Annotated in this window: 19 protein-coding genes; 1 reads left to right on the top strand and 18 read right to left on the bottom strand. The window is 51.4% G+C overall.

The annotated features are described in order from the left end of the window. Positions 1–33 precede the first annotated feature (33 nt). From V4U84_RS24125 to V4U84_RS24040, 18 genes are all read right to left on the bottom strand, one after another. Positions 34–918, bottom strand: a complete 885-nt coding sequence (locus tag V4U84_RS24125) for a copper amine oxidase N-terminal domain-containing protein (protein WP_334078123.1) — start codon at positions 916–918, stop codon at positions 34–36. A 241-nt stretch (positions 919–1,159) separates the two neighbouring features. After that, positions 1,160–3,958: a hypothetical protein gene (locus tag V4U84_RS24120; RefSeq protein WP_334078122.1), complete on the bottom strand. Its 2,799-nt coding sequence runs from the start codon at positions 3,956–3,958 to the stop codon at positions 1,160–1,162. Next, entirely contained in the window at positions 3,948–4,772 is an 825-nt protein-coding gene (locus tag V4U84_RS24115; protein ID WP_334078121.1) for a copper amine oxidase N-terminal domain-containing protein, read from the bottom strand. The genes V4U84_RS24120 and V4U84_RS24115 overlap by 11 nt, the downstream gene beginning before the upstream one ends. Positions 4,773–4,901: 129 nt before the next feature. Further along, positions 4,902–5,198, bottom strand: a complete 297-nt coding sequence (locus V4U84_RS24110; protein ID WP_148450944.1) for a WXG100 family type VII secretion target — start codon at positions 5,196–5,198, stop codon at positions 4,902–4,904. Between the two features lie 79 nt (positions 5,199–5,277). Further along, positions 5,278–5,589: a WXG100 family type VII secretion target gene (locus V4U84_RS24105; RefSeq protein WP_334078120.1), complete on the bottom strand. Its 312-nt coding sequence runs from the start codon at positions 5,587–5,589 to the stop codon at positions 5,278–5,280. Between the two features lie 29 nt (positions 5,590–5,618). Beyond that, positions 5,619–9,494, bottom strand: coding sequence for a type VII secretion protein EssC (gene essC / locus V4U84_RS24100; RefSeq protein WP_334078119.1), 3,876 nt, complete (start codon positions 9,492–9,494; stop codon positions 5,619–5,621). A 7-nt stretch (positions 9,495–9,501) separates the two neighbouring features. Beyond that, positions 9,502–10,320 (bottom strand): DUF5050 domain-containing protein, encoded by an 819-nt coding sequence (locus V4U84_RS24095; RefSeq protein ID WP_334078118.1) that lies wholly within the window; start codon positions 10,318–10,320, stop codon positions 9,502–9,504. 14 nt (positions 10,321–10,334) lie between these two features. Beyond that, complete coding sequence (locus V4U84_RS24090) at positions 10,335–10,565, bottom strand: EsaB/YukD family protein (RefSeq protein WP_334078117.1); 231 nt, start codon at positions 10,563–10,565, stop codon at positions 10,335–10,337. A gap of 290 nt (positions 10,566–10,855) precedes the next feature. Beyond that, complete coding sequence (locus V4U84_RS24085; protein WP_334078116.1) at positions 10,856–11,362, bottom strand: hypothetical protein; 507 nt, start codon at positions 11,360–11,362, stop codon at positions 10,856–10,858. Continuing rightward, positions 11,359–11,877, bottom strand: coding sequence for a hypothetical protein (locus V4U84_RS24080; protein WP_334078115.1), 519 nt, complete (start codon positions 11,875–11,877; stop codon positions 11,359–11,361). The genes V4U84_RS24085 and V4U84_RS24080 overlap by 4 nt, the downstream gene beginning before the upstream one ends. A gap of 32 nt (positions 11,878–11,909) precedes the next feature. Then, positions 11,910–12,134, bottom strand: coding sequence for a hypothetical protein (locus tag V4U84_RS24075; protein WP_334078114.1), 225 nt, complete (start codon positions 12,132–12,134; stop codon positions 11,910–11,912). A 29-nt stretch (positions 12,135–12,163) separates the two neighbouring features. Further along, positions 12,164–13,045 carry a hypothetical protein gene (locus tag V4U84_RS24070; RefSeq protein ID WP_334078113.1) on the bottom strand — a complete coding sequence of 294 codons (882 nt, stop codon included), beginning with the start codon at positions 13,043–13,045 and terminating at the stop codon, positions 12,164–12,166. Next, positions 13,042–14,025 carry a hypothetical protein gene (locus V4U84_RS24065; RefSeq protein WP_334078112.1) on the bottom strand — a complete coding sequence of 328 codons (984 nt, stop codon included), beginning with the start codon at positions 14,023–14,025 and terminating at the stop codon, positions 13,042–13,044. Before V4U84_RS24065 ends, V4U84_RS24070 begins: the two co-directional genes overlap by 4 nt. Then, positions 14,003–15,472 (bottom strand): CpaF family protein, encoded by a 1,470-nt coding sequence (locus V4U84_RS24060; RefSeq protein ID WP_334078111.1) that lies wholly within the window; start codon positions 15,470–15,472, stop codon positions 14,003–14,005. The genes V4U84_RS24065 and V4U84_RS24060 overlap by 23 nt, the downstream gene beginning before the upstream one ends. Positions 15,473–15,490: 18 nt before the next feature. Beyond that, entirely contained in the window at positions 15,491–16,318 is an 828-nt protein-coding gene (locus tag V4U84_RS24055; RefSeq protein ID WP_334078110.1) for a hypothetical protein, read from the bottom strand. Beyond that, a complete protein-coding gene (locus V4U84_RS24050; protein WP_334078109.1) occupies positions 16,297–17,175 on the bottom strand; it encodes a CpaB family protein in 879 nt (292 codons plus the stop codon). Before V4U84_RS24050 ends, V4U84_RS24055 begins: the two co-directional genes overlap by 22 nt. Positions 17,176–17,180: 5 nt before the next feature. After that, positions 17,181–18,557 carry a helicase HerA domain-containing protein gene (locus V4U84_RS24045; protein WP_334078108.1) on the bottom strand — a complete coding sequence of 459 codons (1,377 nt, stop codon included), beginning with the start codon at positions 18,555–18,557 and terminating at the stop codon, positions 17,181–17,183. A 605-nt stretch (positions 18,558–19,162) separates the two neighbouring features. Further along, the gene (locus V4U84_RS24040; RefSeq protein WP_334078107.1) at positions 19,163–20,215 is read right to left on the bottom strand and encodes a stalk domain-containing protein; all 1,053 of its coding nucleotides are present in this window, start codon (positions 20,213–20,215) and stop codon (positions 19,163–19,165) included. A gap of 305 nt (positions 20,216–20,520) precedes the next feature. Between V4U84_RS24040 and V4U84_RS24035 the strand changes: the two genes are divergently transcribed. Next, on the top strand, positions 20,521–22,560 hold the full coding sequence (locus V4U84_RS24035; RefSeq protein ID WP_334078106.1) for an Ig-like domain-containing protein: 2,040 nt from the start codon (positions 20,521–20,523) through the stop codon (positions 22,558–22,560). Positions 22,561–22,668 lie beyond the last annotated feature (108 nt).

Genomic DNA, 22,668 nt, shown 5'->3' with positions numbered 1-22,668 from the left:
TAAGGCCCTGCTTGTTGATAGACCAAAACCAACTTACTTATACCAAATATCTATGTTAATAGCAGAGTAAGGTAGCGAAACTACAACCACTTTGTACGTTTTGTCCTTAAACATCTTTTCTTTGAGTGCTGCCTCCGGATCCTTCTTTTGTTTAGCGTAGTCGACTGCCGATTTTACGGTATCCGCATCAATTTTTTGAGATAACAATTCCTCTATGTCCTTAAACCCTTGTTTCGGATTGTCATCGGGATCGTCGATAGATAGCATCAGATTCAGGATTGTAGCTGTGTTCCCGTCTTCTTTTTTATATTCAGAAGCTACGGTTAGGCCTGAGTTGTAAAATGTATAGAAACTGAACCCCTCAGTCTTATTCTTCTCGCTCTTCCCCTCTCTGTTTTTCGAAGCCTCCCAGGCCTCCCAGTCAAACAACTCTTCTGTATTCGCATTGTTACCCTTGGCTCCGTTAGCCCCCGATCCTGCACCTGTATGAATCGATACCATATAGTTCAAAGAGTCCCCGTTCACTTGCGCGCCAAGAACCTCGCTCACAAAACGAAGCGGTACATAGGTTCTGTCCGATTTCCGCAAGGCCACCGTGTCCATTTGCTCGGTTTTGCCGTTCACGGTGTAAGCCTTCTTGCCGAGCGTTAGAACGATCTGATTGGAATTCAAGTCTACGGTCACTTTCTTTGTTTTGCTGTCCCAGGCCACTTTAGCTCCGAGCGCCTCACTTACAAAGCGTACCGGTACCTGCACCCGGTTGCTTTTATCCACCAATGGTTGCGCATCCGGAAAACTCATTTTCTCCCCGTTCAATTCCACGCGAAGTGACAACTTCGCCGCGGAAGAGACCATTGGCATTGTGGTAAATATGAAAAGTAGGGACAAAAGAAAAAATCCTATTCTCTTAAGTTTCATTAAATAAAACCTCTCTCGTTTTTTTGCTTCGATTAGCACCCCATCACAGAAACAACGTGACGTGGCGACTATTTACATCCCCCAAGCCTTTCAGCTTTAGGGAGAGCTCATCGATTTTGCCGGATCTACCTTGATACTAATGGCTTTGTTCCTTTCCTATAATTTTAAAAAAGCCCCCCACCGCCCCGAAAATTTATGCTTTAACAGGGAGGATGGAGGGGGTTCTTCATGGAATTTTCGCTTAGCTGTTCAAATCGTCGAACATGGAGCCGATGACGGTGACATCAATTTTGTCTAACACATCAACACCTTGGAGGGTTCCTAATTTTGAGTAGGTGTGTTTTCCCTTCGACAGAGGCATGTCTTTCAGCCAAGCCTTGATGTAATAATTACCGTTTTGCATATTTGCATGTGTATAAACCGGTATATTATTCGGATTAATCCGAATAGTTACTTTAGTTGTTTCCGTAATTCGGTACATCTTTTTCTCGCCGTCTTTTACATATTCGCGGTACTGGTAGTTTGTATTACTGCCGAGCGTTCCCGACTCTTGGTACCCTTCAAGAACCATCTTCCAGTACTCGTGTGTCTCTTCGGTTTTCTGCATGGAGTATGGGATTGGCTCGACCTTCTTCCAGTATCGCTGTTCTGTTTTATCCTTACGATCCAGCACATCCAGCATCACTGTCCCGTTAACCCCTTTCGGGTTTTGAACGGAAAGGATCCCCGGGACGGCTTTAAAACCGCCTCCCTTAGCTTGCAACTTGTCATTCGTCAGATTAACTGCCTGTTTGTCATTATTAATGAAGATTAAGTTCGACTCATAACGGAAAGAATCGATCAGCGTATCCACCAAATCTTGATGGTCCTGGGTATCCTCCTCGGATTGTTTATACATTACAGTTTTAACTGTAAAAGTATAACTTCCCGCCGGATTGAAATAATAGCCGGATTTAATAGGGTACGCGTATTTTTGCAGCTCTCGATCCGTGGCAAAAACGGCTTTATCATACAGTTTCTTGTTGTTCTTCCTGTCTTTCGCCGCTTCCCTGGCTTGCGCATACTGTTCTTTGATGGGCTTTTCCGGACTCCAGACTATATCGGCATTGGCTTGTTGGGTGAAGATTCTTTGGTACTGCCCCGGTACCGCTATGCCATGGTCTTTGGCATCAGGAGTAACCCCTTTCGGAGTGTAGGGCTTTCCATCAGGATCCAAATGGTACATCCAGCGAATGACGTTGTACTTATAGGGCTCATTTTCCCACAACATCTCTTTTTTGAAGGAGCTCGCTGTATTATTATCGATTTGGTTTTTATACTCTTTGGGTGGGACGTCTTTTAATCCGTTATATATTTTTACATCATAGATCTTCCTGTCCGCACCAGGTTCTTCGAAGTCGGCCGTAGCCGTTTTGTACACGGTTCGAGTTGTGCATACTTGCTCCCCCTTCGAATTGGTATTGCAATCTTGCACATCATACTTGTAATCTCGCCTTACCGAACCCTCATAGGAAACCGAGCCTTCTCGGCGAACTTTGTCCGGTGAAGGGTTCTTCCATTTTTGATGAAGCGGATCGTCCCCGAAAACCTCTCTTTTAATCGTCGTGTTGACGATCGGAGTCCGTGATATCGTATTGTTCCACTCATTGACATCCGGATTATTCGTAACATTCCATGCTCCGAACAAATCCAGAGGAACCCTAGTAACATTCAGTTTTCCGGTAGCCGGTCCTGTCCATTCCGCATCCCCACGAGGTAACTGTAACTTCGCGGTGAGAGTATGTTGATCTAGAAAGAAAACTTCCTTTTTAGACAGAACATTATAGCCCAGTTCTACCGGTTTCAGCACCTTTATGGACTTATCTAGAAGGTTATTGCCGAGATTCGCCTCCTCGGGAGACTTACCGTTTGGATTCACTTTGAACTGAACGCGAACCGGCTCTTCCGGCATCGTGAACTCGGCAACCAGAACACGACTCTCGTTTTTGACGACTCTTATATTCCCCGTCTTACTAGAAGCATGCCCTGAAAATGTAACACCTGAGACCTCATTTCCCCCACTCGAAATGCTCCATTCAAACTCAGGCGTCACTGGCTCCGAATAATTTGAAGTTACACTGACAGCAATCTTCACTCTTTCGCCCGTAACCGCTTCTTTAGAGAATGCGTCAAACTTGGCCGAAAGGTCCTTATGGATCAAGGAAAACGGGGCGAGAGGGATGTCCAGGTAGGTGATCTTGTCGGGATTATTAATGTATATTGTCCCAAATCCCCATGATAAATCTGTTGGGGGCTGCAAGATATGGACATATTTAATCCACTTCCCGCCGATGGAAGGTGTTGAATTGTCATCGTAGACTTTTTCGTTTCTAAGCGAGTAGCTCTTATTTTGGTACATAAATTCTTGATACCTATGTTCCCCACCGTATACGATATTTAACCCAGTGATAATAGATTGCTCAAAGGTACCATCTAGGAGATACTTGTTATTAGTATCTTTATATTCATTAAATTCACTTGGTCCTAATTTATACCCAGCTTGTTTAACCTTAGGGTTAATCCATGGTCTTGGTATCATGTCAAAGTCCTGAATTTTGGTCCCGCTCCAACCAGAAAACCAAGGAACTCCTTCAGAAGGAATGGAGTGCAGGTATTTAGAATAGCCACTATACTCCATAATTTTTTTACCTTCATGCAACAACTCTTTCCCATGGTTACCACCGTATACTATTTCAAAGGTATGCCCCTTAGGGTCTTCATCTTTTCCCTTCCCTGCTTTTTGCTGATTTAGTCTTTGCTGGATCAAGTCCTTCCTTATATATAATTTTTCGCCATTTTTATTTGTTATATAATCCGGAAAATAATCACTCTCACTATATAAATCTAGCATATCCTGGTTAATTTGCTTTATGACATCCTCTACCGTAGTGGGAGGTTCCTTCTCTGCGGAGTAAATCGGTTTTGCTTGGGTTACCCCACCTAAAAGCAAAAGCACTAAAAGCACTTTTAATATTTGGCTAGCAAAACGACTACTTTTCAAATACGGTCACCCCAATGCTCGCATTAATAGATGATTCCACCCAAATTTTATATTTTTTATCCTCAAACTCCTTGAATTCTAATTCTGGTTCTCTTTTTTTCTTTGTTTTTACGTAGTTCATAACTTTCTCTACGGTTTCTTTTTCAATCTTCTGGGAGAGAATTTCTTCAACTTCACTTACCTGCATTTCGTAGTTCGCACCGACTTTTCCAAAGACTATCGCGAGAGCAAAAATGGCTTCATCCTTCCCGCCATCCCCCTTCAAAACATGTAACTGCGATCCGGTATTCTGCTTCACCTTAAACCCATGAATGTTTTCTTCAACGACCTGATCCTTTGGGTCATCCTTCGGCTTCTCCTTATCATCTACAAACCCGCTTGTACTGATATATACCGTACTAACCGCGGAATCCCATTTTACAGAAGCCCCCAGTCCTTCGCTGACGAAACGTAGCGGTACAAAAATTCTTTCGCCTACGCGGGCCGCCGCCGTGTCCATTGTCTTTTGTTCCCCATTTACGTCATAAGTCTTTTGGCCGAGCACCAATACAACTTTGTCCGTGCCCAGTTCGACAGTTACTGTCTTCGTTCCCGAATTCCAACCCACTTTGGCTCCTAATGCCTCACTTACGAAGCGCACCGGAACCTGCACACGTTGGGCCTTATCCACGTAGGGTTCTTCATCCGGAAAATAAATACGTTCCCCATTTACTTCCACGCGCAAAGACAACTTCGCCGCGGAAGAGACAGCGGGAAGCGCAGCCAACATCAGCATAAGCGACAAAAGAATAAAACCTGTCTTTTTCAATTTCATGATAAGTCATCTCCTTGTATATTAATTTTAGGTGTCCTATGTATCTCAATTCCCGAAATTCGAGTTCATTGCTTTCGTGACCAAATGTAGACGTGGCGACCTACGCCACCACGTCTACATATACAAGAATTAGATTTTCAGCTTGCTTGCGAGATCCGCGTCGCTTTGTCTCTTGACTTCAGCGATTTGACCGATAAGTTGTTTGTAGTCCTCAATCCATTTGTTCAAGCTTGTTACGACTTGGCCTTTGGTCGTTTGGAAGTTCGCGATGAACGCTTCTTCCGAACCGCCGGACCACCAGGATTTCACGCCTTCAACCATCGTGGCCATCCGCTTCAAATCGGATTCGATTTTCGCGATTTCGGACTGCAATTTGTTTTTCAGTCCTTCCGCTTGGTCGAAATCAAACTTTTGTTGGTTTGCCATTATAAATTCACCTCCTTTCAAGGATTTTCCTCCCCTTTTAATCCATCAGAGGAATCAAACCTCTAATCGCCGCCGCCCCCTATCTCCCGGAAACGGCAGCCCCCTTGCTTTTCTCCGCCGCGGCCTTGGCCTTTCGGGCTTCATCGGCTTGGTCCACCCTATCCGCCAGCCGGTTCAGGCCGCTGGACAGTTTATCCAACTTGCCCAGGAGACCGGTCACTTCCCTCTGGATCTCCTTGTAGCCGGTACGGAACCCGTTCCCGGCCTCCCCTTGCCACCAGTCTTTCGATTGGTTTACCGCGGCCTGGCACTTCGTGCTGTCGCTTTTTAAATCCGACTTGACGTCATACACCAGCTTAGCCTTCGCTTTGATCTCAGAGGCGGTTGACATCGGTCACTCCCCCTTTCGGAAAATCACCCTTAATAACCGGCCGCGGCCACGGCTTCTTTTACCGGCTCGGCGGCACATCTCAGGCCGGTGAACTTGTTCTTGACGATAAAATATCCGTCCATCGCCTCGAGTTCCTTTTCCGTCGCCCCATACGGCAGTCTCGCGGAAAAGAGCGTCTGTTCCTTGATGCTGCCGATCAGCAGGCCGGTCTGCTCCTCCTTGATCGCCTTGCCGAGGCTGTCCCAGTTGCCGGTGAAATCGGAGATGTTGTCCGCCGCGATCACGGCGACCTTCATGCCGCGCTCCTGCTTCACGATGCGTTCGATCAGCTCTTTCAGCGAATATTTGTCGCCGTCCGTAAACTCGTTGAGCTTGTCGATGGCAAAAATAATCTGTTTCCACGAACGCACCAGTTCCTGCACATCTCCGCTGCTGCGGCGGCACTCCGCCATCTGTCTGCGGCGCTCGTCCAGCAGCTCCTGCATCTTCTCGATGAAGTCATCTTCCGCTTCGGCCAGATCGGTGACATGCTCCCGGCCCATAATATCGAACAAGCCCATACCGTTCGAATCGAGGGCATACACCTCGGCATCGCCGAGCATATTGATCCAGGAGCGGAGCAGCGTGCTCTTGCCGGACATGGATTCCCCGGCGATCATCAGCACCGGCGTCGCGTACAGGTCCACATGCACCGGCTGGAGATCGGTATTGCCGAGGCCGATCGCGAGCTTGCCGCCGCCCTGCTGAATCTCCCGGATATCGATGCTGGAAGGCATCATCGGAATCGGTCTGGCCTGTGTGCAGGACAGTCCGGCGAAGCGTTCCAGCATCTGCTCGGTGCCGACATCTTCGTATTCCGGCAGCGAAGTCTGGAATTCCAGCGGCGGCTTGCCCCGGACGAGTCCTCTTCCGGCCACCTTCATCGGCTCCAAGCCTTCCGTCCGGCCGACCACGCTGTCGTAGTCGCCTTTTTCCGTCATCTGCAGGGCTACCGCCAGCTTGAAGTTGACGGTCAATTTGTACCGTACAAAGGTGGCGTTGGTGGCCGTGGCGACGAGATAAATGCCGTATTTAGAGCCTTCCCGCGCCAGCAGCATCATTTGGGCGTCCAGATCCTCGTAGGATTCCGACAGCGCAAAATAGTTATCGATGATCAGCACAATCGCCGGCAGCGTATGACCGGAAGCGCGATAAGCGTTGAAGCCCTCGCTGACCGTTTCTTCAAACCGCGCCTTGCGCTGCTCGATCTCCCGGAACAGGAACAGCATGAACTGATCGATCTTCCCTTTTTCCTCGAGCGTCATCACCCCGCCCACATGCGGAAGCTTCTCGAACACCCGCAGCGAATTGCCGCCGAAATCCATCAGGTAGAGGTTCACCTCATCCGGCGAATAGGTTTGAGCGATCGACATGCACAGCGTTTTGAGAAACACAGTTTTCCCGGTTCCCGGCGCGCCGTAGACGAACAGATTTCCTTCCCCCGCAAAATCGACCTCCAGCACGTTCTGGCTTTGATTCCGCGGATCGTCCATCCGCCCGATCGGCACCGCCAGCAGCTTCTCCCGCTTCGGCCAACGCCCGGGGACGAATCCGTCCCCCAAAATGTTGTCGAAGTAGAGGACTTCCGGAAGCGGCGGCAGCCAAGGGCCCTTCAACGGCGAAATCCCTGACGCCTCCGCCGCCTCCGTAATACGCTCGACCATCGCTTCCAACTGAGTCGGCAGCTCGTGCTTGACGATCTTCTCTTCCGACAGCGGATAGATTTGCTCCATCCGTCCGTTCAGCGAGACCTCGTAAATTCGCTTTGCCTTGTTCTCGCTCTTCTGCATCGCTCCTTCGGGATCGTAATCCGCTCCCGAGTAAGTCGATTGGAACAGCTCGAAAATCTCGTCGTTCCCGACCTGAATGTAGGCGCGCCCCGGTTCCTTGATCATCGCCGCGTCCGGGCGTTTGATGACGTCCTTGCTATCCCGTTCGTCCTGAACCTTGAGACAGATCTTGAACTTGGAGTTACTCCAGATCTGGTCGTCGACCACCCCGGCCGGCTTTTGCGTCGCCAGAATGAGATGCACGCCCAAGCTTCGGCCTACGCGGGCCGCACTGACGAGCTCTTTCATAAATTCCGGCTGATCCTGCTTCAGCTCCGCGAACTCGTCCGCGATCATGATCAGGTGCGGAATGGCCGGCATCCGGCCGTCCTTGTTGTTGCTGTAGTAAAGCTTCTGATATTTATCGATGTTGTTGACCCCAAATTCCGAGAAAATCCGCTGCCGGCTCATCAGCTCGCTTTTGATGGACAACAGCGCCCGCGTCGTCTGGTTGCCGCCCAGGTTCGTAATCGTCCCCACCAGATGCGGCATCCCTTGGAACACATCGGCCATGCCGCCGCCTTTATAGTCGATCAGAACAAACACCAGGTCATGCGGATGATAGTTCATCGCCAGCGAAATGATGATGCTCTGCAGCAGCTCACTTTTCCCCGAACCCGTCGTCCCGGCGACCAAACCGTGCGGACCGTGCCCCGTCTCGTGCATATCGAGGTTAAAAAGATTGCCCCCCGCCTTGATGCCGATCGGCACGCTCATCCCTTTAAACGGTTTATTGAAAGTCCATCGGGATAACAGATCCACTTCTTTCGTCGTCTTGGCCTGCAGCATGTCGAGCAGGGTCAACGAGTTCGGCAGCGTGAAGTTGCCGCCCGAGTTTTTGATGCGCAGCGGGGCCATTTTCCGGGCCGCCTGCTCCAGCTGCTTGAGGCTTACGGTGTCGGGGTTGAACGTGTTCTTCTCCCCGGTTTCCCGGTCCGCCAGCTCCCCGGTCTTGCCCTGGGCCAGAATCACCTGCTTGCAGTTCATCGGCAGGTAAGCCTGGTGCTTGGCCAAGTACACCGTCGACAGCCCCAGCGCGGCGCTCTTGTTGTACAGGTATTTCGTGATCGGTTCCTCATCAAGCAGCGAAGCGTCCTCGACGATAAACACGTAGTGCGGCAGCGGAATACCGCCGATCTTTCGCCGCTCGCGTTCCTTGAACACATTGTTCAGCTCGCCGAGCACGGCGTGGGCAATCGCTTTGCCGCAGAGCAGGAAGCGGAAATCGAAGCCGTCGCTCCACAGATGCGGGAGATGGCGCAGCCAGTTCCACTTCTCCAGCCCGTCTTCCGCAGCCAGCACGACTAAACGCACGTCATCGTAACCGTGGTGGGTCACGAGCTGCAGCAGCATTTGCGTCACCATGTCAAACGTCTTCTCATCCTCGCCGGCGATCCCGACAATTTCCGCCTGAATCAGGTTGACCGAGACCGGCACGCCCTGCACGCGCTCGAATTCCAAAGCCAGCCGCTGCGGTTCCATCAACAGCGGGTCGCTCTCCAGAATGATCGCCTGCTTGGTGTACTTGATTTTCAGCTCGGCCGGAACACTCCCTACGCCCAGGCGAAGCGACAGAAAATCGGGCGAGGATGGCGTTCTTTCCCACAGCCGGTTGTCGATCTCTTGAATCCGCTGCAGACAGGCCGCCGGATCGGGACTCATCTCGTTCATCGCCTTGACTTGCTGTTCCCGCGCCAGTTGAAGCTCGCTCCGGCTGTCCGTGATGAACTGCAAATACTTCTGCTCGCGTTCCTTTTTCTTCTTCTTATACTTCCGAATTTGCGACGCTGCGCCGGTCAAGGACACGATCAGGGTCATCACCGTCATGGCGATGGAGAGCATCATGTACATGGACTGGGACGTCAGCGCCAGCAGCAGCGTAATGACCAGCATCACCGCCGGCGGCGCCAGCAGGGCGAACCAGGAGATTTCCGGCTTCTCATAGGCGTGAGGAGGATTCGGGATCTCCAGCTCGCCCCCCGGCATTTCCGGAAGAAACCGGGGCTGTCGGCTAAATTCATATTTTTCGTTGATCATACGTACCTCACGATAAAGTTATGACTTTGACCGCCTGCCCGCCGGACAGCGACATCCGGTACCACTCCTGCCGGCTGCAAAAATACAGCGTATCCCGCAGAATATGCAGGTGATCGGCCCGCTCGCCGCAAATCCGGATCCGGCTTCCCGTGTCGGGATCGATCCGGTAGATGGAGCTTTCATTGAGCCGGTTGGCGCAGTACAGATAGCGCCCGTCGCTGTTCAGACTGTTTGGCGCGATGTCGTCATATACGGTCGTTTCTCCGGTCGGCGGATGCAAGACGGTAAGCAGGTGTTGATTTTTCTTATCGGCAAAAACCAGGCGCTCGCCCACTTTAATCAACTGTACCGCAGCGTGTTCCGAGACCAGTTCCCGGTCGCCGCCGTCAAGACCGCAGGTGCGGAGCCCTTGCTCTGTCGCATAGTAAAGACGGTTCGCTTCCACCACGAAAGCTTCCACCTCATCGTCCGCCACCCGAGCTTCGCTCCTGCCGTTAAGCAGGCAGCGGTACAGCTTCCGGTCGTTTTCCCCGATATAGTAGAGCCACTCGCCCTGCCGGGTCAGCCCGTAAACCGGGCGGTCCAGCAACTGCTCGGGAGCCTGTGAACCGCGGTCCAAGCGGCACAGCCGGTTTCCCCGCGTCTGGTCGCTGCAATAGATCGCGTCCTCCGCCTCGTTCATAAACCAGAGCACCCCGTCCAGAAGCTCCGTCACACCGGCCGCTTCGTCGCGCCGAAAGGTACCGGAATAGCTCCGGAGATCGGCGAGAAACAGGCCGTTCCCGCTCTCAAAGACGACTCCGCCATTATGGATATTGCTGTTCACGGTCTTCATCCCTTCTATACGAGAGTAAGCAGCGCACCGTCCACAACGCCTTCTTCCTCCAGCGTCAGGGAGGGGTCCAAAATCCGGCCGAGCGGTTCCGCCTGCAAGCGATGATCCGGTCCGACCGGGAGGTTCAGCGCTTCGGACAGCATCGCCAGCAGCTCTTGCGAGGTGACGAACCCCGGAACTTTCAATTCCTTCGTCAAATGCGGGCCGGCCTGGAACGTTACCAGGATATAGTCCATGCTGTCACTTCCTTTTGATATTCCACTTTTTACTGCGCTTATTAACGGGAAAAACTCCCGTTAATTTACCGCTACGAGCCCTTGGATCGGAATTAGCTGGAAAAACTCTATCTATTCCATGACTCCAGCGGCCGATCCCCCCTATTTGAGGTTATTTAACGGGAGGTTTTCCAGCTAATTCATCTCTACTGCTGGATAGCCACCCAATTAACGGGAGGAATTCCCGCTAATTAGGCTAATCGTGCTAACTAAGCTATTTCGGCCAATCCGGCTCCTTCTCGCCGGCCAGGTCAGTTTTTCACATCCAGAATCAGGCTTCGCTTCGATTTCAATTCGGTGGCCGGGTCTTCCCCGGCCTCCTCCACCAGCTTCAAGTACTTCGTTTTGAACTTGTATTCAGTCGTCGCCGTCATTTCCACCTTGGAAACCAGCTGTTCCGTCTCTAAATCGTCCTCTTCCGTAAAATCAAGTTCCACAATAAATTCATTGTATCTTGCGTCATTGGAGACGAACCTTAGCTTATCTTCGCTCTGTCCCTTGTTCGTACAGGTAAAATTCATCGCATCCTCGAACGATTCGGTGAAATACCCCACAAATTTCTCCCGGTCGACCTTCGCGTCCAGATTCCGCATTAACTCGTATTCCAGACTCCGGTCCCTGGCCGAACGGGCCGCATTCGTCAGCGCCGTGCCGAGCATGACTTTCTCCTTGGTCAAGTTCGCGATCTCCGCGATCGGCTGCAAAAGAACGACGGCCAGAAACACCACCAGAATGCCTATCGCCACGTTTTTCATCATTCATCACCGGTCGTGTATTCATCCTTGTACTCGTCATACGGCAGATCCTTATAATGCTTCAACCCGATCGTCTTCATCGTGAACGAAACCGGAAACTCCTGCTCGATTTCCTTCCCCCAGAGCTTCATCTTGAACGGGTAAACGGCGCTCAGCGTGATCGTAACCGGTTTTCCCCGCTGACGGTAGGGCTTTGAATCGTCATCCAGTTTCTCGTAAACCTCGGCATTGGTATCCCCTTCTGCCGAGTGTTCATCGTCGTCACCCTTTTCTTTCCGCACGGAAATTTTAATATCGTCCGGCCGCTGGTTGAAGATCGGCCGCTTCTGCAGCTCCTCCAGCACCTCGTCCCGATAATCTTCCTTCAGATAGTTGTCGCTGGCCACCTTTTGCGAGACATGGAAGGTTTCCACGATCAGCGTCGTATACCAGGGAAAGAAATATATAAAGTTCGTAAACACGATGATCGCCACCGTGACCAGGATAGAGATCAGGATGGATTTTGCAAATGCACGCATATCAATTCACCTGTGTGTTAAGACGTAGGAGGTTAGCTGGCGCCGCCGCCAATGTTGTCCTTAATCAAGTCATTGAAAAGATAATTCCAAACCTCGTTGATCCATTGGGTCAATAAGCCGCCCTTCAAGGTTAAAACTATAAATGCAATAATCACGATCACCGCGACCGTCATCGCAATCTGCTTCACCCCGATATCCCCGGTCTCATCCTTCCAGAAATTGCGCTTCTCGATCTTTTCAAGCTCCTTGTTTTTCATAAACTCCATCCTCCTCGTCCTCGGACAATTTATTGGAACATTTTTATCGAATCCAAAATGGTGAATAAATAGTAGATGGCGATATAAATCCCCAGCACGACGATCAGTATGAGTTGAATCCGCGAGTTCGTCCGCTGCCTGCGCTCCAGGTCTTCCTCCAGGGCGAGGATGCGGTAGCTGTCCACCTCATTCTTCAGGTAAACCATCTGCGAGATATTGTCGTACCCTTTGAGCCGGGTTTCCATCAGATCGCAAAACTTGATGATGTAGTGAATCGGTACGCGCTTCTTCAACTGCTTCAGCGCATATTCCTCGCCGTACTCGATATTGTCGAGCATCACCCCGAGCTCCTCGGCCATATCCTTGTTGGCGTTCGGCAGATAGTCGCGGATGACGTCGGCCAGGTAGATGTTGACCGATTTGGAGTACTGGTAGTACACCATACTGTAGAATCCCGGAAAGTCATACGCGATATTTTTGTTCTTCTTCTCGATCTTCTTCTCCATCTCCGAGACCGGGTACATCCAGCCGAGGAAAATAAAGATCGCCGAGACGTAACCGAGCAGCTGGTTGGCGCTCATCATCACGATCGTCACCAGCCCGCCGCCCACGGCATAGAACAACTGCTCCGCCCGCAGCTCCTCGGGCTTCATGTTCAAATCCAGACGGTCGATCATCTTCTGGAAGCGGGTGCGCTCCGCGGTGCTGAGCAGCCGGCCGATGTATTTCTCGGAGAACCGGCGCTTGAACACCTTAAATCTATCATTCAGCTGCGCATTCTTCCGTTCCTTCAAATATTTACGGTTGCGCTTCTTCTGCCGGGCGTTTACGGGCCGGAAGAACGGGTAAATGAACGCCTTCACCAGATAAATCACCGCCACGAGTGCGCAAAGCTTAGCCAATAAACTCATTTGCCATCACTTCCCGGACCCAGGTTGCCCTGCAGCGCCTGCGTACGGGCGAAGCTGAGACAGATGGTGCTGACCATCGCGGTGTTGATGAGCTTGCCCCAAGTGCTGTAGAGCATAAAATCGCGAAAATCCTCCACCGTTAAAGCGTACAAAAAGAACAAGACAATAATGATCGTTTTGATCAGGAAATCCCGGTTCATCTTGCGGAAAATCCGGTCTTTGCGGGCGTTGATTTCCCGAAGCACCGCATTCTCATCGACAATATCGAGAAAAATGTCCGCCATCCCTTTGCGCTCGTTGTACTCGAACACGATGGCTTTTTTGGTGAAATTATCGAATTTCGGGCCGAGCTGCCGATTTAGCAGCGTGATCGCCTGTTTGAACGAGTAGCCGTTATTTTCGCAGTTATCGATGAATTGCTGAAAATAGGGCCGGATACCGGGCTTGATGTACTCCTCGCTCTCCATCACTTTTTTGATCGCGACCAGTACGCCCTCCCGGGCCAAGGGACAAATGATGTCCTCGGCATCCATGATACTCTCCAGCTTCTCCGCCTTGATCGCCTTCGACTGCATGACGAAGAAGGTAAGCAGTCCGATGAAAATGGCGACCGTAACGACAACCGCCAAGGTGACATTTTGCATAAAAATAACCACGACGAGCACGACGATGGCAAAACAGATACAGAGCAGGGAAGTGAAACTTTCCAGCGTCAGCGGCAGATTGAAATCGAGAATCAAGCCTTCGACGAGCCGGTTGTACTTGGCGTACACGTTTTCTTTCCGCTTCACGATCCGTTCTTTTTTGATCCGCTCCACATAGCGCTTCGTATTGTATCGGCCCAAGTGCTCCGCCAGCGTATCCAGCAATCCTAAAAAGAAACGGCCGGTCCCTTCAAAGAACCGCACTTCGAACACCGCGTTGAACACGATAAAGGCGGTGATGCCGAAGAACAGACTAATGATTGAAGTTGTATCCATGGAATCCGTACTCCTCTGTCTCATCTTCCCCGGGCGGCGAAGTCAGGAACTCGAAGCGGCTGCGCTTGATCCCCGCTTTGATCATCGTTTGCTGGATCTTCTCGGACAGCATGCCGACACGCTTGTGCTTGCCGATGATCTTCAGCACCCGGTGGGTGCCTTCTTCCTCCAGCACGTCCTCCGAGATGAACTTGTAGATCGGATTGACGATCGGCTCAAGCCCTTCGGAGCCGAGCACTTCCGAGATCGACGTGACTTTGCGGGTTCCGTCGGCCAACTTTTCCTGGAAAACGATAAATTTAACGGCGCTGCAAATGTTTCGCAAAGCCAGCTCGGCCGGCTCGTTGGAGGCCATCAGGTACGCGGTCAGGAAGCGGTAGATCGCTTCGCGGTCGCCCTCGGCGTGCAGCGTCGTAAAGAAGAAGTGGCCGGTTTGCGCGGCCCGGAGCGCCGTGGCGAATTCCCCCGGCGTCCGCAGCTCCCCCGGGCCGATCCAGTGCGGCGATTGCCGCATCGCGTTGATCAGCAGATTCTCCATCGTCGCCGGACTGGCGTCGTCATCGTCGGGAACCGATTCATACTGCAGCACGTCGTTGATGATTCGGCCGTGCTCACTGTTCCCCTCCCGCCGCTGCAGCCGCATTTCCGACGGATTCTCGATCGTAATGATCCGCGACAGCGGATTGATCTCCCGGACCATGATTTCGTTCAGCGTCGTCTTCCCGCTCCCGGTAGGCCCGACCGTAATCCAGGACAGATCCGCCTTCGGCAGCAGGGACAACAGCTTGAACATGTTTACGGAGAACGATTCGTTCTTGATCATCATTTCCGGGGTAATACTCTTCTTGCTGAACTTCCGGATCACGACGGCCGGCATATCGTACGGCGAGATGTCCGCGTGCGTGGCGTTGACCCGGTATCCTTCGATCGTCCGGGCGTTGACCATCGGAATCTTCGGCGTCAGCCGCACTTTGGAGACGCCGAGTAGCTTGGAGATGATCCGCTCCAGATGCTCCCGGTCGATAAAATGCTGCTCCCAAGGAACCGTCTTCCCGCCGCTCTCCACAAAGATCTGATCCGTCCCGTTGATCCGAATCTCATCGATCGACGGGTCTTCCATTGCCTTCGTAATCGGGCCGTAGTGCGTGATCTCGTCGATCAGCGCTCTTTTCAGCTCCACCAGCTCGTAGTAGCCTTCGACAACCGGTTTTTGCGAATCGACGAATTCATTGATATAGGCCTTCGTCATTTCCCGCTTTCGCCCGGGATCGTGTTCCCGGCGGAAAGCGTGCGTCGCTACTTTGGTGATATATTTCTGACACAGTTCCAGCGCTTCTTCAAACTGGATGGTCGTATATTTGTTTTTCAGATCTTCCATTTCTTCTTTTTTGACGATCTGATGGCTTACCTTCTGCTGCATGTCGCTGATTTTCGCACGGGTGAGCATAAATTCGTTGTCCCTCCCTTACTGGTTGCCAAGGATATCCGCAAGACGCCGCATATCCTTGAGAAAATACCGGTTGACCAGCGGGTTATCCCTGATGTACAGTTTGCCTTCCAGCGCGCTGGCATAGGCCGCTTTGACCAGCGGCAGCGCCGCCACAATATTGAAGCCGAATTCCTTCAGCCCTTTGTAATCGTAATGGATATCCTGCATGTTCATCAGAATCACGCTGGTGAATTTCGCGGTGCTGATGCCGACCGATGCGGCAAAATCCAGCATCCGCACCATATTGCTCGAAGCCTCGATCCGCTCGGTCGCCGTAAAGAAGCCGATATGCGAATACTTCATCGCCCCGAGGCAAAACTCCAGCGGAGGATTGTTCGGAATGTCCAGCAAAATGATATCGAACATGCTCTTCAGCGTATCGATGACCCGTTCCAGATGCTCGAACTCAAAGTCGAGATACTCCTCGATCAAATCATGCGGACTCGGCGACAGCAGATACAGCCGTTCGTACTTGGTCGCCTGAATCTCCTCACGGAAGTCGACCTTGTCGCTCTTCAGCACCCGGATCAGGCCGCTGCCTTTCTTGCTCGGCTGCGCGTCCAGAAAATGATGCAGATTCGGGTTAAACACTTTTAAATCGACGATACAGGTATTCAGCCCTTTTTGTCCCAACAGATAGCCGAGGTTGCTGATGAGAAGCGCGTTGTCGACCATATCGCAGGCCGGAAGAAAGCCGACCACGCTGTAGATGAGCCTGCTCTCCTGCATTTCCGAGCCGACCCGGTCCTTGGCCGATATTTTATTCAGCACCTCATCCAGGTTCAATCCTTGGTTTCGAGCCATGATTCCACCTCGTTTTGCAAAGTAGGCAACTGGTCCAGAATGACCTGGCTGTTCTTCCGGCTCAGGATCGTGATCAGATACTGCTTCCCTTCAAAGCCGTTATACTTGGCGAATTTGTCGATTTGCTCCCGCGAGCCCTCCAGCAGCAAGGACTTGGGCTGAATGCTCTTCAGGAAATCTTCGCTCTTCATCACTTCCTGCCGCTTGTCTTCGCTAAGCTTGAGCACTTCCTTATAAACCTCATAGATCGAGTGGCTTCGGGAATTGAGCATATCGCGGATTTCAATGCTGTCGAACAAGACCTCCGTGCGGACATCCGTCCCGGACGCCAGAAACCCGGCATTCGGATTGCCCGTGCCCGCGCCGCTCGTTTCGGTTTCATAAGATACGCGGATTCTGACCCGGTCCCCCGGCATCAGGATGTCGCCGCCGGCTTCCAGGAAGTTGTAAGGCAGAGTCAACACCTCGTGCTTATCGTCCAACTGGTACAGCCATTCGTTCTGCTGCGGCTTCTCCGCCATCAGCTGGTCCTTGTACAGAATGCTTTTGTCCCGCATGTAATACTTCGTAAACTTATCCTTCACTTCCTCAAGGTCCTCCGCCAGGATCATATCCTCGGTGTATTCCTTGCGGATAAGCGAATATTTCTCGATCATCTTCTCCGACAGCGGCACGTAAGCCGCGACTCCGCCATCCTGCTTGATTCGCAGCACCTCGACGGTATCCTTGGCCGCTTCGTTCGCTTTGTTCAACACGATAAAGGAAATGACGATGACCGCGATACTGAACAGCAAAGCGAGTATTTTCTTGAACAGCTTTTTGTTCGGGGAGACGCTTTTTACTGTACTTAAATCCATATGAGTTACGCACCCTCCATTAATCTTAGAAGCATTTGGCCAAAAGCCTTCTCATACTCGGCGCCCGCCTGGATCGCGGGGATATCCGTTTCGATCTGGCTGTCGAACCCGTCGCTGTAGGGGACGGAGCCCGCCGTTTTCATTTCGTAACGGAAGTAGTCGCTTAGCCCGGAGGTCAGCAGCTCGCTTACCTTATCCGGAGCGAACAAACTGTCCTGGAACCGGGAACGGTCATTGTATTTGGTCACGATGACCTTGGATTTGGCGTTCAGGTAAGACGCGCGTTCCTGGTCCATGACGACCTCCACGTTCCGGATGGTGCTCAGCACGGCGTGGAGATTGTTCGGTACGCAGAGACCGAACAGATCCATGTGAATCATCGATTCGCGGAACATCCGGAACAGATCGAGCGGCATATCGAGCAAAACGAGATTAAATTTGGTTCGCAGGACGGAGATCAGACCGATCAGCTTCTCCGTTGTATAAAACTGTTCCATTAACTTGCGGTCATGAAAAGAATAGCCCAGTCCGGTCAACCAAAAGTTGTCTTTGATATTAAAAGCGGTGGTCATATAGTCCTGCGGTCTGGCCAGCGTGCGGATTAGCGAAGCGCTCATCTGCTCGTCTTTGTTCGTCCGCTCATGAAAGCGGCTGAAATACATGTTCGTGCTGCGGTACTCCGCATCCATATCGATGATGATCGTACTAAGCCCCCGCTTGCTGGCTTCATGGGCCAAATTGACGACCGTGCTGGTCAATCCGCTTCCCCGATGGCCCGTAATGGCGGCAACGCGGCTGATTCCCCGGCTGACGTTGAGCAAATCCCGGGTCAGGCGGTCCGTCGCCTCCGGTTCGGCTTTCGGCTCCGGTTTGGAGCGGAAACGGTCGAAGAACGATCTTTTTTTCTCAGGGGGCTTATTCTCTCCGGAATCCTCGGTAACACTCTGGGGTTCTGATTTAACAGATCTATGTATATCGGTTGGTTTCTTATTGCCTTGCTGATCCATCGCCTCCGTGAAAACCTCGGGCGGAATCCGCACCTGGTCGGAAACGGTCAGCGTTATGTTCGTATATTCTTTAGTCAGCGGCGCCAGTTCCTGAGGTTTCAAATAATCCCGCGTCACGATCAGGACCGGAATCCCGGGTTTTCTTCCGTTATCGATCCACCGGAGCAAAGTCGTCAGATCTTCCCGATCCTGCCCGGGCCTCCGGGAGAAGGCTTCATCCGTGATCAACACGCCGTCCACCACCGGATTTTCCCGGGACAAAAACTCCCGAAGCTCCTGCAATTCCAATCCGTTCGGATGAACCGACTCCATTTTACGGCTTAAGCAACTTGTCACTATTCTATGAAATCCACCGGATACGATAAGCCATTTCATAAGTTCACCTGCTAGTAGATGGTTTTTCACAGGAATTAGTAATTTTTACCTCCCTGGCTTTTGCTATTATACAAGTAACCTATATCACAGACAATCCAAAAACCAAGAAATAATACCTTAGAAGGACGATTTCCAAGTATAGGAAGGCCCTTTGACATATCTTTACTGGAACTAGGGAAAAAGTAGGATTTACCAAACAGTCGCCAAGAATTAGTGAGAAATGCAGAGGATGTCAAAAATGCCCTAGACCGCCTAAGAGGAAACTCACATTGATGTTCAACGCCGAGTCCAGGGCCGCCATCGCCAAACTCGTCTCCATTTTAATAGGAAGAAACTCGGAATGAAAAAGAGCCTGCAGCGCGATTTCTTGGTTTGTCGGGCTTCACGAATCCGAAAAAAAACGTCTAACTTTAGTCGCAAACACGAGTGAAACAATCTGAATCTTAAGTCATATTGTTTTTTTAGTTCCTCCTTCCCGCCCTCCCTTGATTCCCCCGACTTCTTTCGTACGAGGGCTGTATTTCTGCAAGGTTTAGAAATTCACAAAAATAAAACGGCGATCGCTTCAAAACATCGCGATCGCCGTAAAATCTTACCGTAATTTATTATACTCTTTTGTCCAGAACTCCATTGTTATCGTCGTCGTATACATACCCATCGATATCATAATTTCTGTACTCATCATCCAATTCATCAATCATCCTTCTCAGCAAAGCGCTTTGGTCGGTGCTTGATAGTCTATCCCAATCATCTTTCTCGACATAGACTTTTACAACAGCTTCTTCATCATCCTCATCCACAGTTAGTCTTATGGACAGCGGTATTCCGCGATAAGTGCCATAATTTTTCTTCAACTTGTCAAGCATGTCATCCTCATCAGCCACACCGCTGCTAGACAGGGTGACATTACCTGAACTGCTGACGGAAATCGACGTTAATTTCTTGGAATTGTCGTTTCGCACAGTCCCACTGATATCAGCACGATTAAACTCGTGAAGGATGTCATCTACAATAGCTTGGACAAAGTTTTTCTTCCTGCTGCTGTTCAAGTCATTCCAGATATCTTCGTCAACTTCCACTTTTACAGTGATATCATTTTTGTCGCCGGACAACGATATTTCGGCATCTAGCCTGCTATAGTAATCCTCATAATCTTTGTTTAGCTTATCTTCTAATTTATCCAAATTCCCATTGCTGGTTGAATTTTTCTGCGCATTAAGTTGCGTTTCCAATGTAGCGATGGTCTGATTCTTTGTGGCAAGGGTGGAATTCGCGTCGCTAAGCTCTTTTTTCAAATTGGTTACTTGACTTTCCAAGTCTTTGATCTGTTTGTTTAAACTATCAATCGTAGCCTGGTCTATCGGAGGCGTTAGATCTGAAATCTTGATCTGCTTTGAGGGAGCATCCCAATAAAGGGACTTTCCAAGTGCTTCTCCTGCCATTCTGATTGGTACATAAGTCGATCCATCGACAACAAATGGCTCCTGACCGGATGTAGAACTGATAGTTTGGCCATTGTAAACAAGTTTAATATTGCTATATACCGCTTTCAACGTTTTGGTAGCCTCTGCAGCAAAAGTACTGTTTGCCAGCACGGTACCCGTTACAAGTGTCGCAGCCAGGGCAATTGCCGCCGCCGTTTGTTTCTTCATTTTCATTTGGTACATATTCCCCTTTTACATAATTCCCCAACCAATCTCCCCCATAGTGCCAGTAAAATCAGTTGCAGGTATATAAAAGATTACCATAAATTTCTTGGGAGTGCGAATCCGCTTTACCATTATTTAAAGATATTTTCTTAAATCCGCAATTTCCAGCCAATTGGACCCACACCCCCTCCCTTTTTGACCATTTTTCAACTTTCTGGAAATAAGCGTTTTGCGGGATTCCCTATCCATTCAGCTTCCTTGATAATGGAATGGGGTAATGTTCCTTGATAACCATTTTGAGAGGAGAACTGCTGATGTCGCAATTTTTGAAAAGACTAACCGCAATATCCCTTAGCTGCCTGCTGGCCTGGACCGCTTGGTCGGGAGCCGGTGCGGCCGCCGCGTCTCCGGAGCAGCCGGACACGCCGAAAATCGAGTGGAGCTTCGAGTTAGGACAAGCATTTAGATCTTCAAAAGGAAACTCGGTTATCTCCGCTACCGATGGAGGATACCTTGCCGTCGGTGACGTAAGCAACAACTCAACTTCTTTTGGATACGTCGTAAAAGTGGATGAAAGTGGTCGCCCCCTATGGGAGAAAACCTTGGATGTTAAAGGGGATCCCAACATGGGCGGCGTCTCGGCCCAAGGGATCATCCCCGTACGGGAAGGCGGTTATTTGGTGAGCGGAGCAGCGACGGACCGGACGGCCAGACCTTTAAACATTCCTTATTTGGCCAAGTTGGACAGCCAGGGAAGTGTCGAGTGGTCCCGCTATTACCACCTTTCGGACTATACTCATTTTTATGCGGAATCCGCTACGGAGACTGTGGATGGCGGATTTGTTTTTACGGGCTATGGCGCCAATTCCTGGAGTGAGGCTCCAGCTTACCTGATGAAAGTAGATCGGAATGGGGACGAAGTATGGCATAAAACCTTCAAGCTTGGCGATAACCAGTCCTTTAGTGAAGTATTAAGCACTTCGGACGGAGGCGTGCTGGCGGTGGGTGAAATCGACAGTGTGATGCATTCGGATTCCGACGCCTCCTTGGTCGTTAAAGTCGACGCGAATGGCGAAGTGCAATGGGAGAAACAGCAAGTTTTTCCCGGCAGCGGCCGCTCCGCTTGGTCCATACAGATGACGTCGGACGGAAGCTATATGGTCTCCGGAATGACGCGTCAAGACGGAAAGCAGGTGCCGTTCGTATTCAAAATGGACCCGGACGGTGAGGTCCAATGGGAGAAAACCTACCCGCTTGATGAGGGAGAGCATTTCTTCCAGCAGCTGGTTTCGACCCCGGATGGCTATGCTCTGCTTGGGCGCCACACCATCCGCGAGGATGTGTATACTTCGTCGTCGCAGTATCAAATTTTGCGGATAGACCACGACGGGAATATGACCGGACATCTCCGGTTTGGAGGCCCGGGATTGGGATATATCGAGAAAGGTACGTACAGCCCGGATGGCGCTTTTCTCATGACGAGTCAAGTTAAAGTAAACGAAAGTTACTGGATGCAACTGATCAAGGTAACTGGCAAAGGCGAGGGGCCGACGGCGAATTTGCAGGAACTCCGGTTCACGGATCCGGCGCTGGAGCTTGGCGTCGGCGAACGCAAGCCTAGCGTCGTAGAGGCGGTTTATGCGGATGGAACCGCGTCGGTCATCACGAACCAGGTCGGATTCACCTCGCTGAATCCGGAAATCGCCGCCGTGGATCGCGACGGCTTCGTTACGGGCCTGTCCCACGGGACGACGGAAATCGTCGCCGAATATTCCGGATTCTCTGCAAGACTGCCGGTAACGGTGACGGACATCCCTGGCGAAACGCAGGGGCGGTTCTACCTGGACTCGGAGGATTATTCGCTGATGATCGGCAGTGAACTGGATACCGAAGCCCTCTTTACCGACGAGTCGGGGCATACCTCGATCGTGAACGGGGAAACCCGGTTTACGATCGCCGATCCCGAAATCGCTCAAGTGGATGAGCGCGGCTTTCTCCTTGGCCTCAAGCCGGGGCTCACTTCCGTGACGGCTGAATACCGGGGGCACACCTTCACGGCGAGCGCGCTGGTCGTGAAGCCGTATGTGCCGGTGCCGCCGGTTCCGGCAGATGAGCAGCCAGTGGCCCCGGAAGCGCCGGAAGTGAGCGCTGAGCCGGAAGAGCCGCCGGTTCCGGCGGTGGAAACACCTGCGGGGCCGGCTGCCGCCCCTGAAGCGGACGCGGAGCCGGAGGGGCCGCTAGCCGGCGAGGCGCCCGCTAAGACCGGCGGGCAGCCTGAAGCGCCGGCCGAGCCTGCTGTAGAGGCGGCCCCGGCAGCTCCGGCGGCCCCCGAAACCGGGGACGGCTTGAAGTAAGCCGCCCAGTCTGGATAACAAGCCCGGATTAGATCCGGGCTTGTTCCTTTTGCCCAGCCTTACAAAAGCCTGCAAGAATGCAGGCTTTGATGGACCGGGTCAGGACTT

This window comes from Paenibacillus sanfengchensis (genome assembly GCF_036864765.1).
GTDB classification, from domain to species: domain Bacteria; phylum Bacillota; class Bacilli; order Paenibacillales; family Paenibacillaceae; genus Fontibacillus; species Fontibacillus sanfengchensis.
Note: the sequence above shows the minus strand (reverse complement) of the source record. Positions and strands in the feature narration are given on the sequence as shown.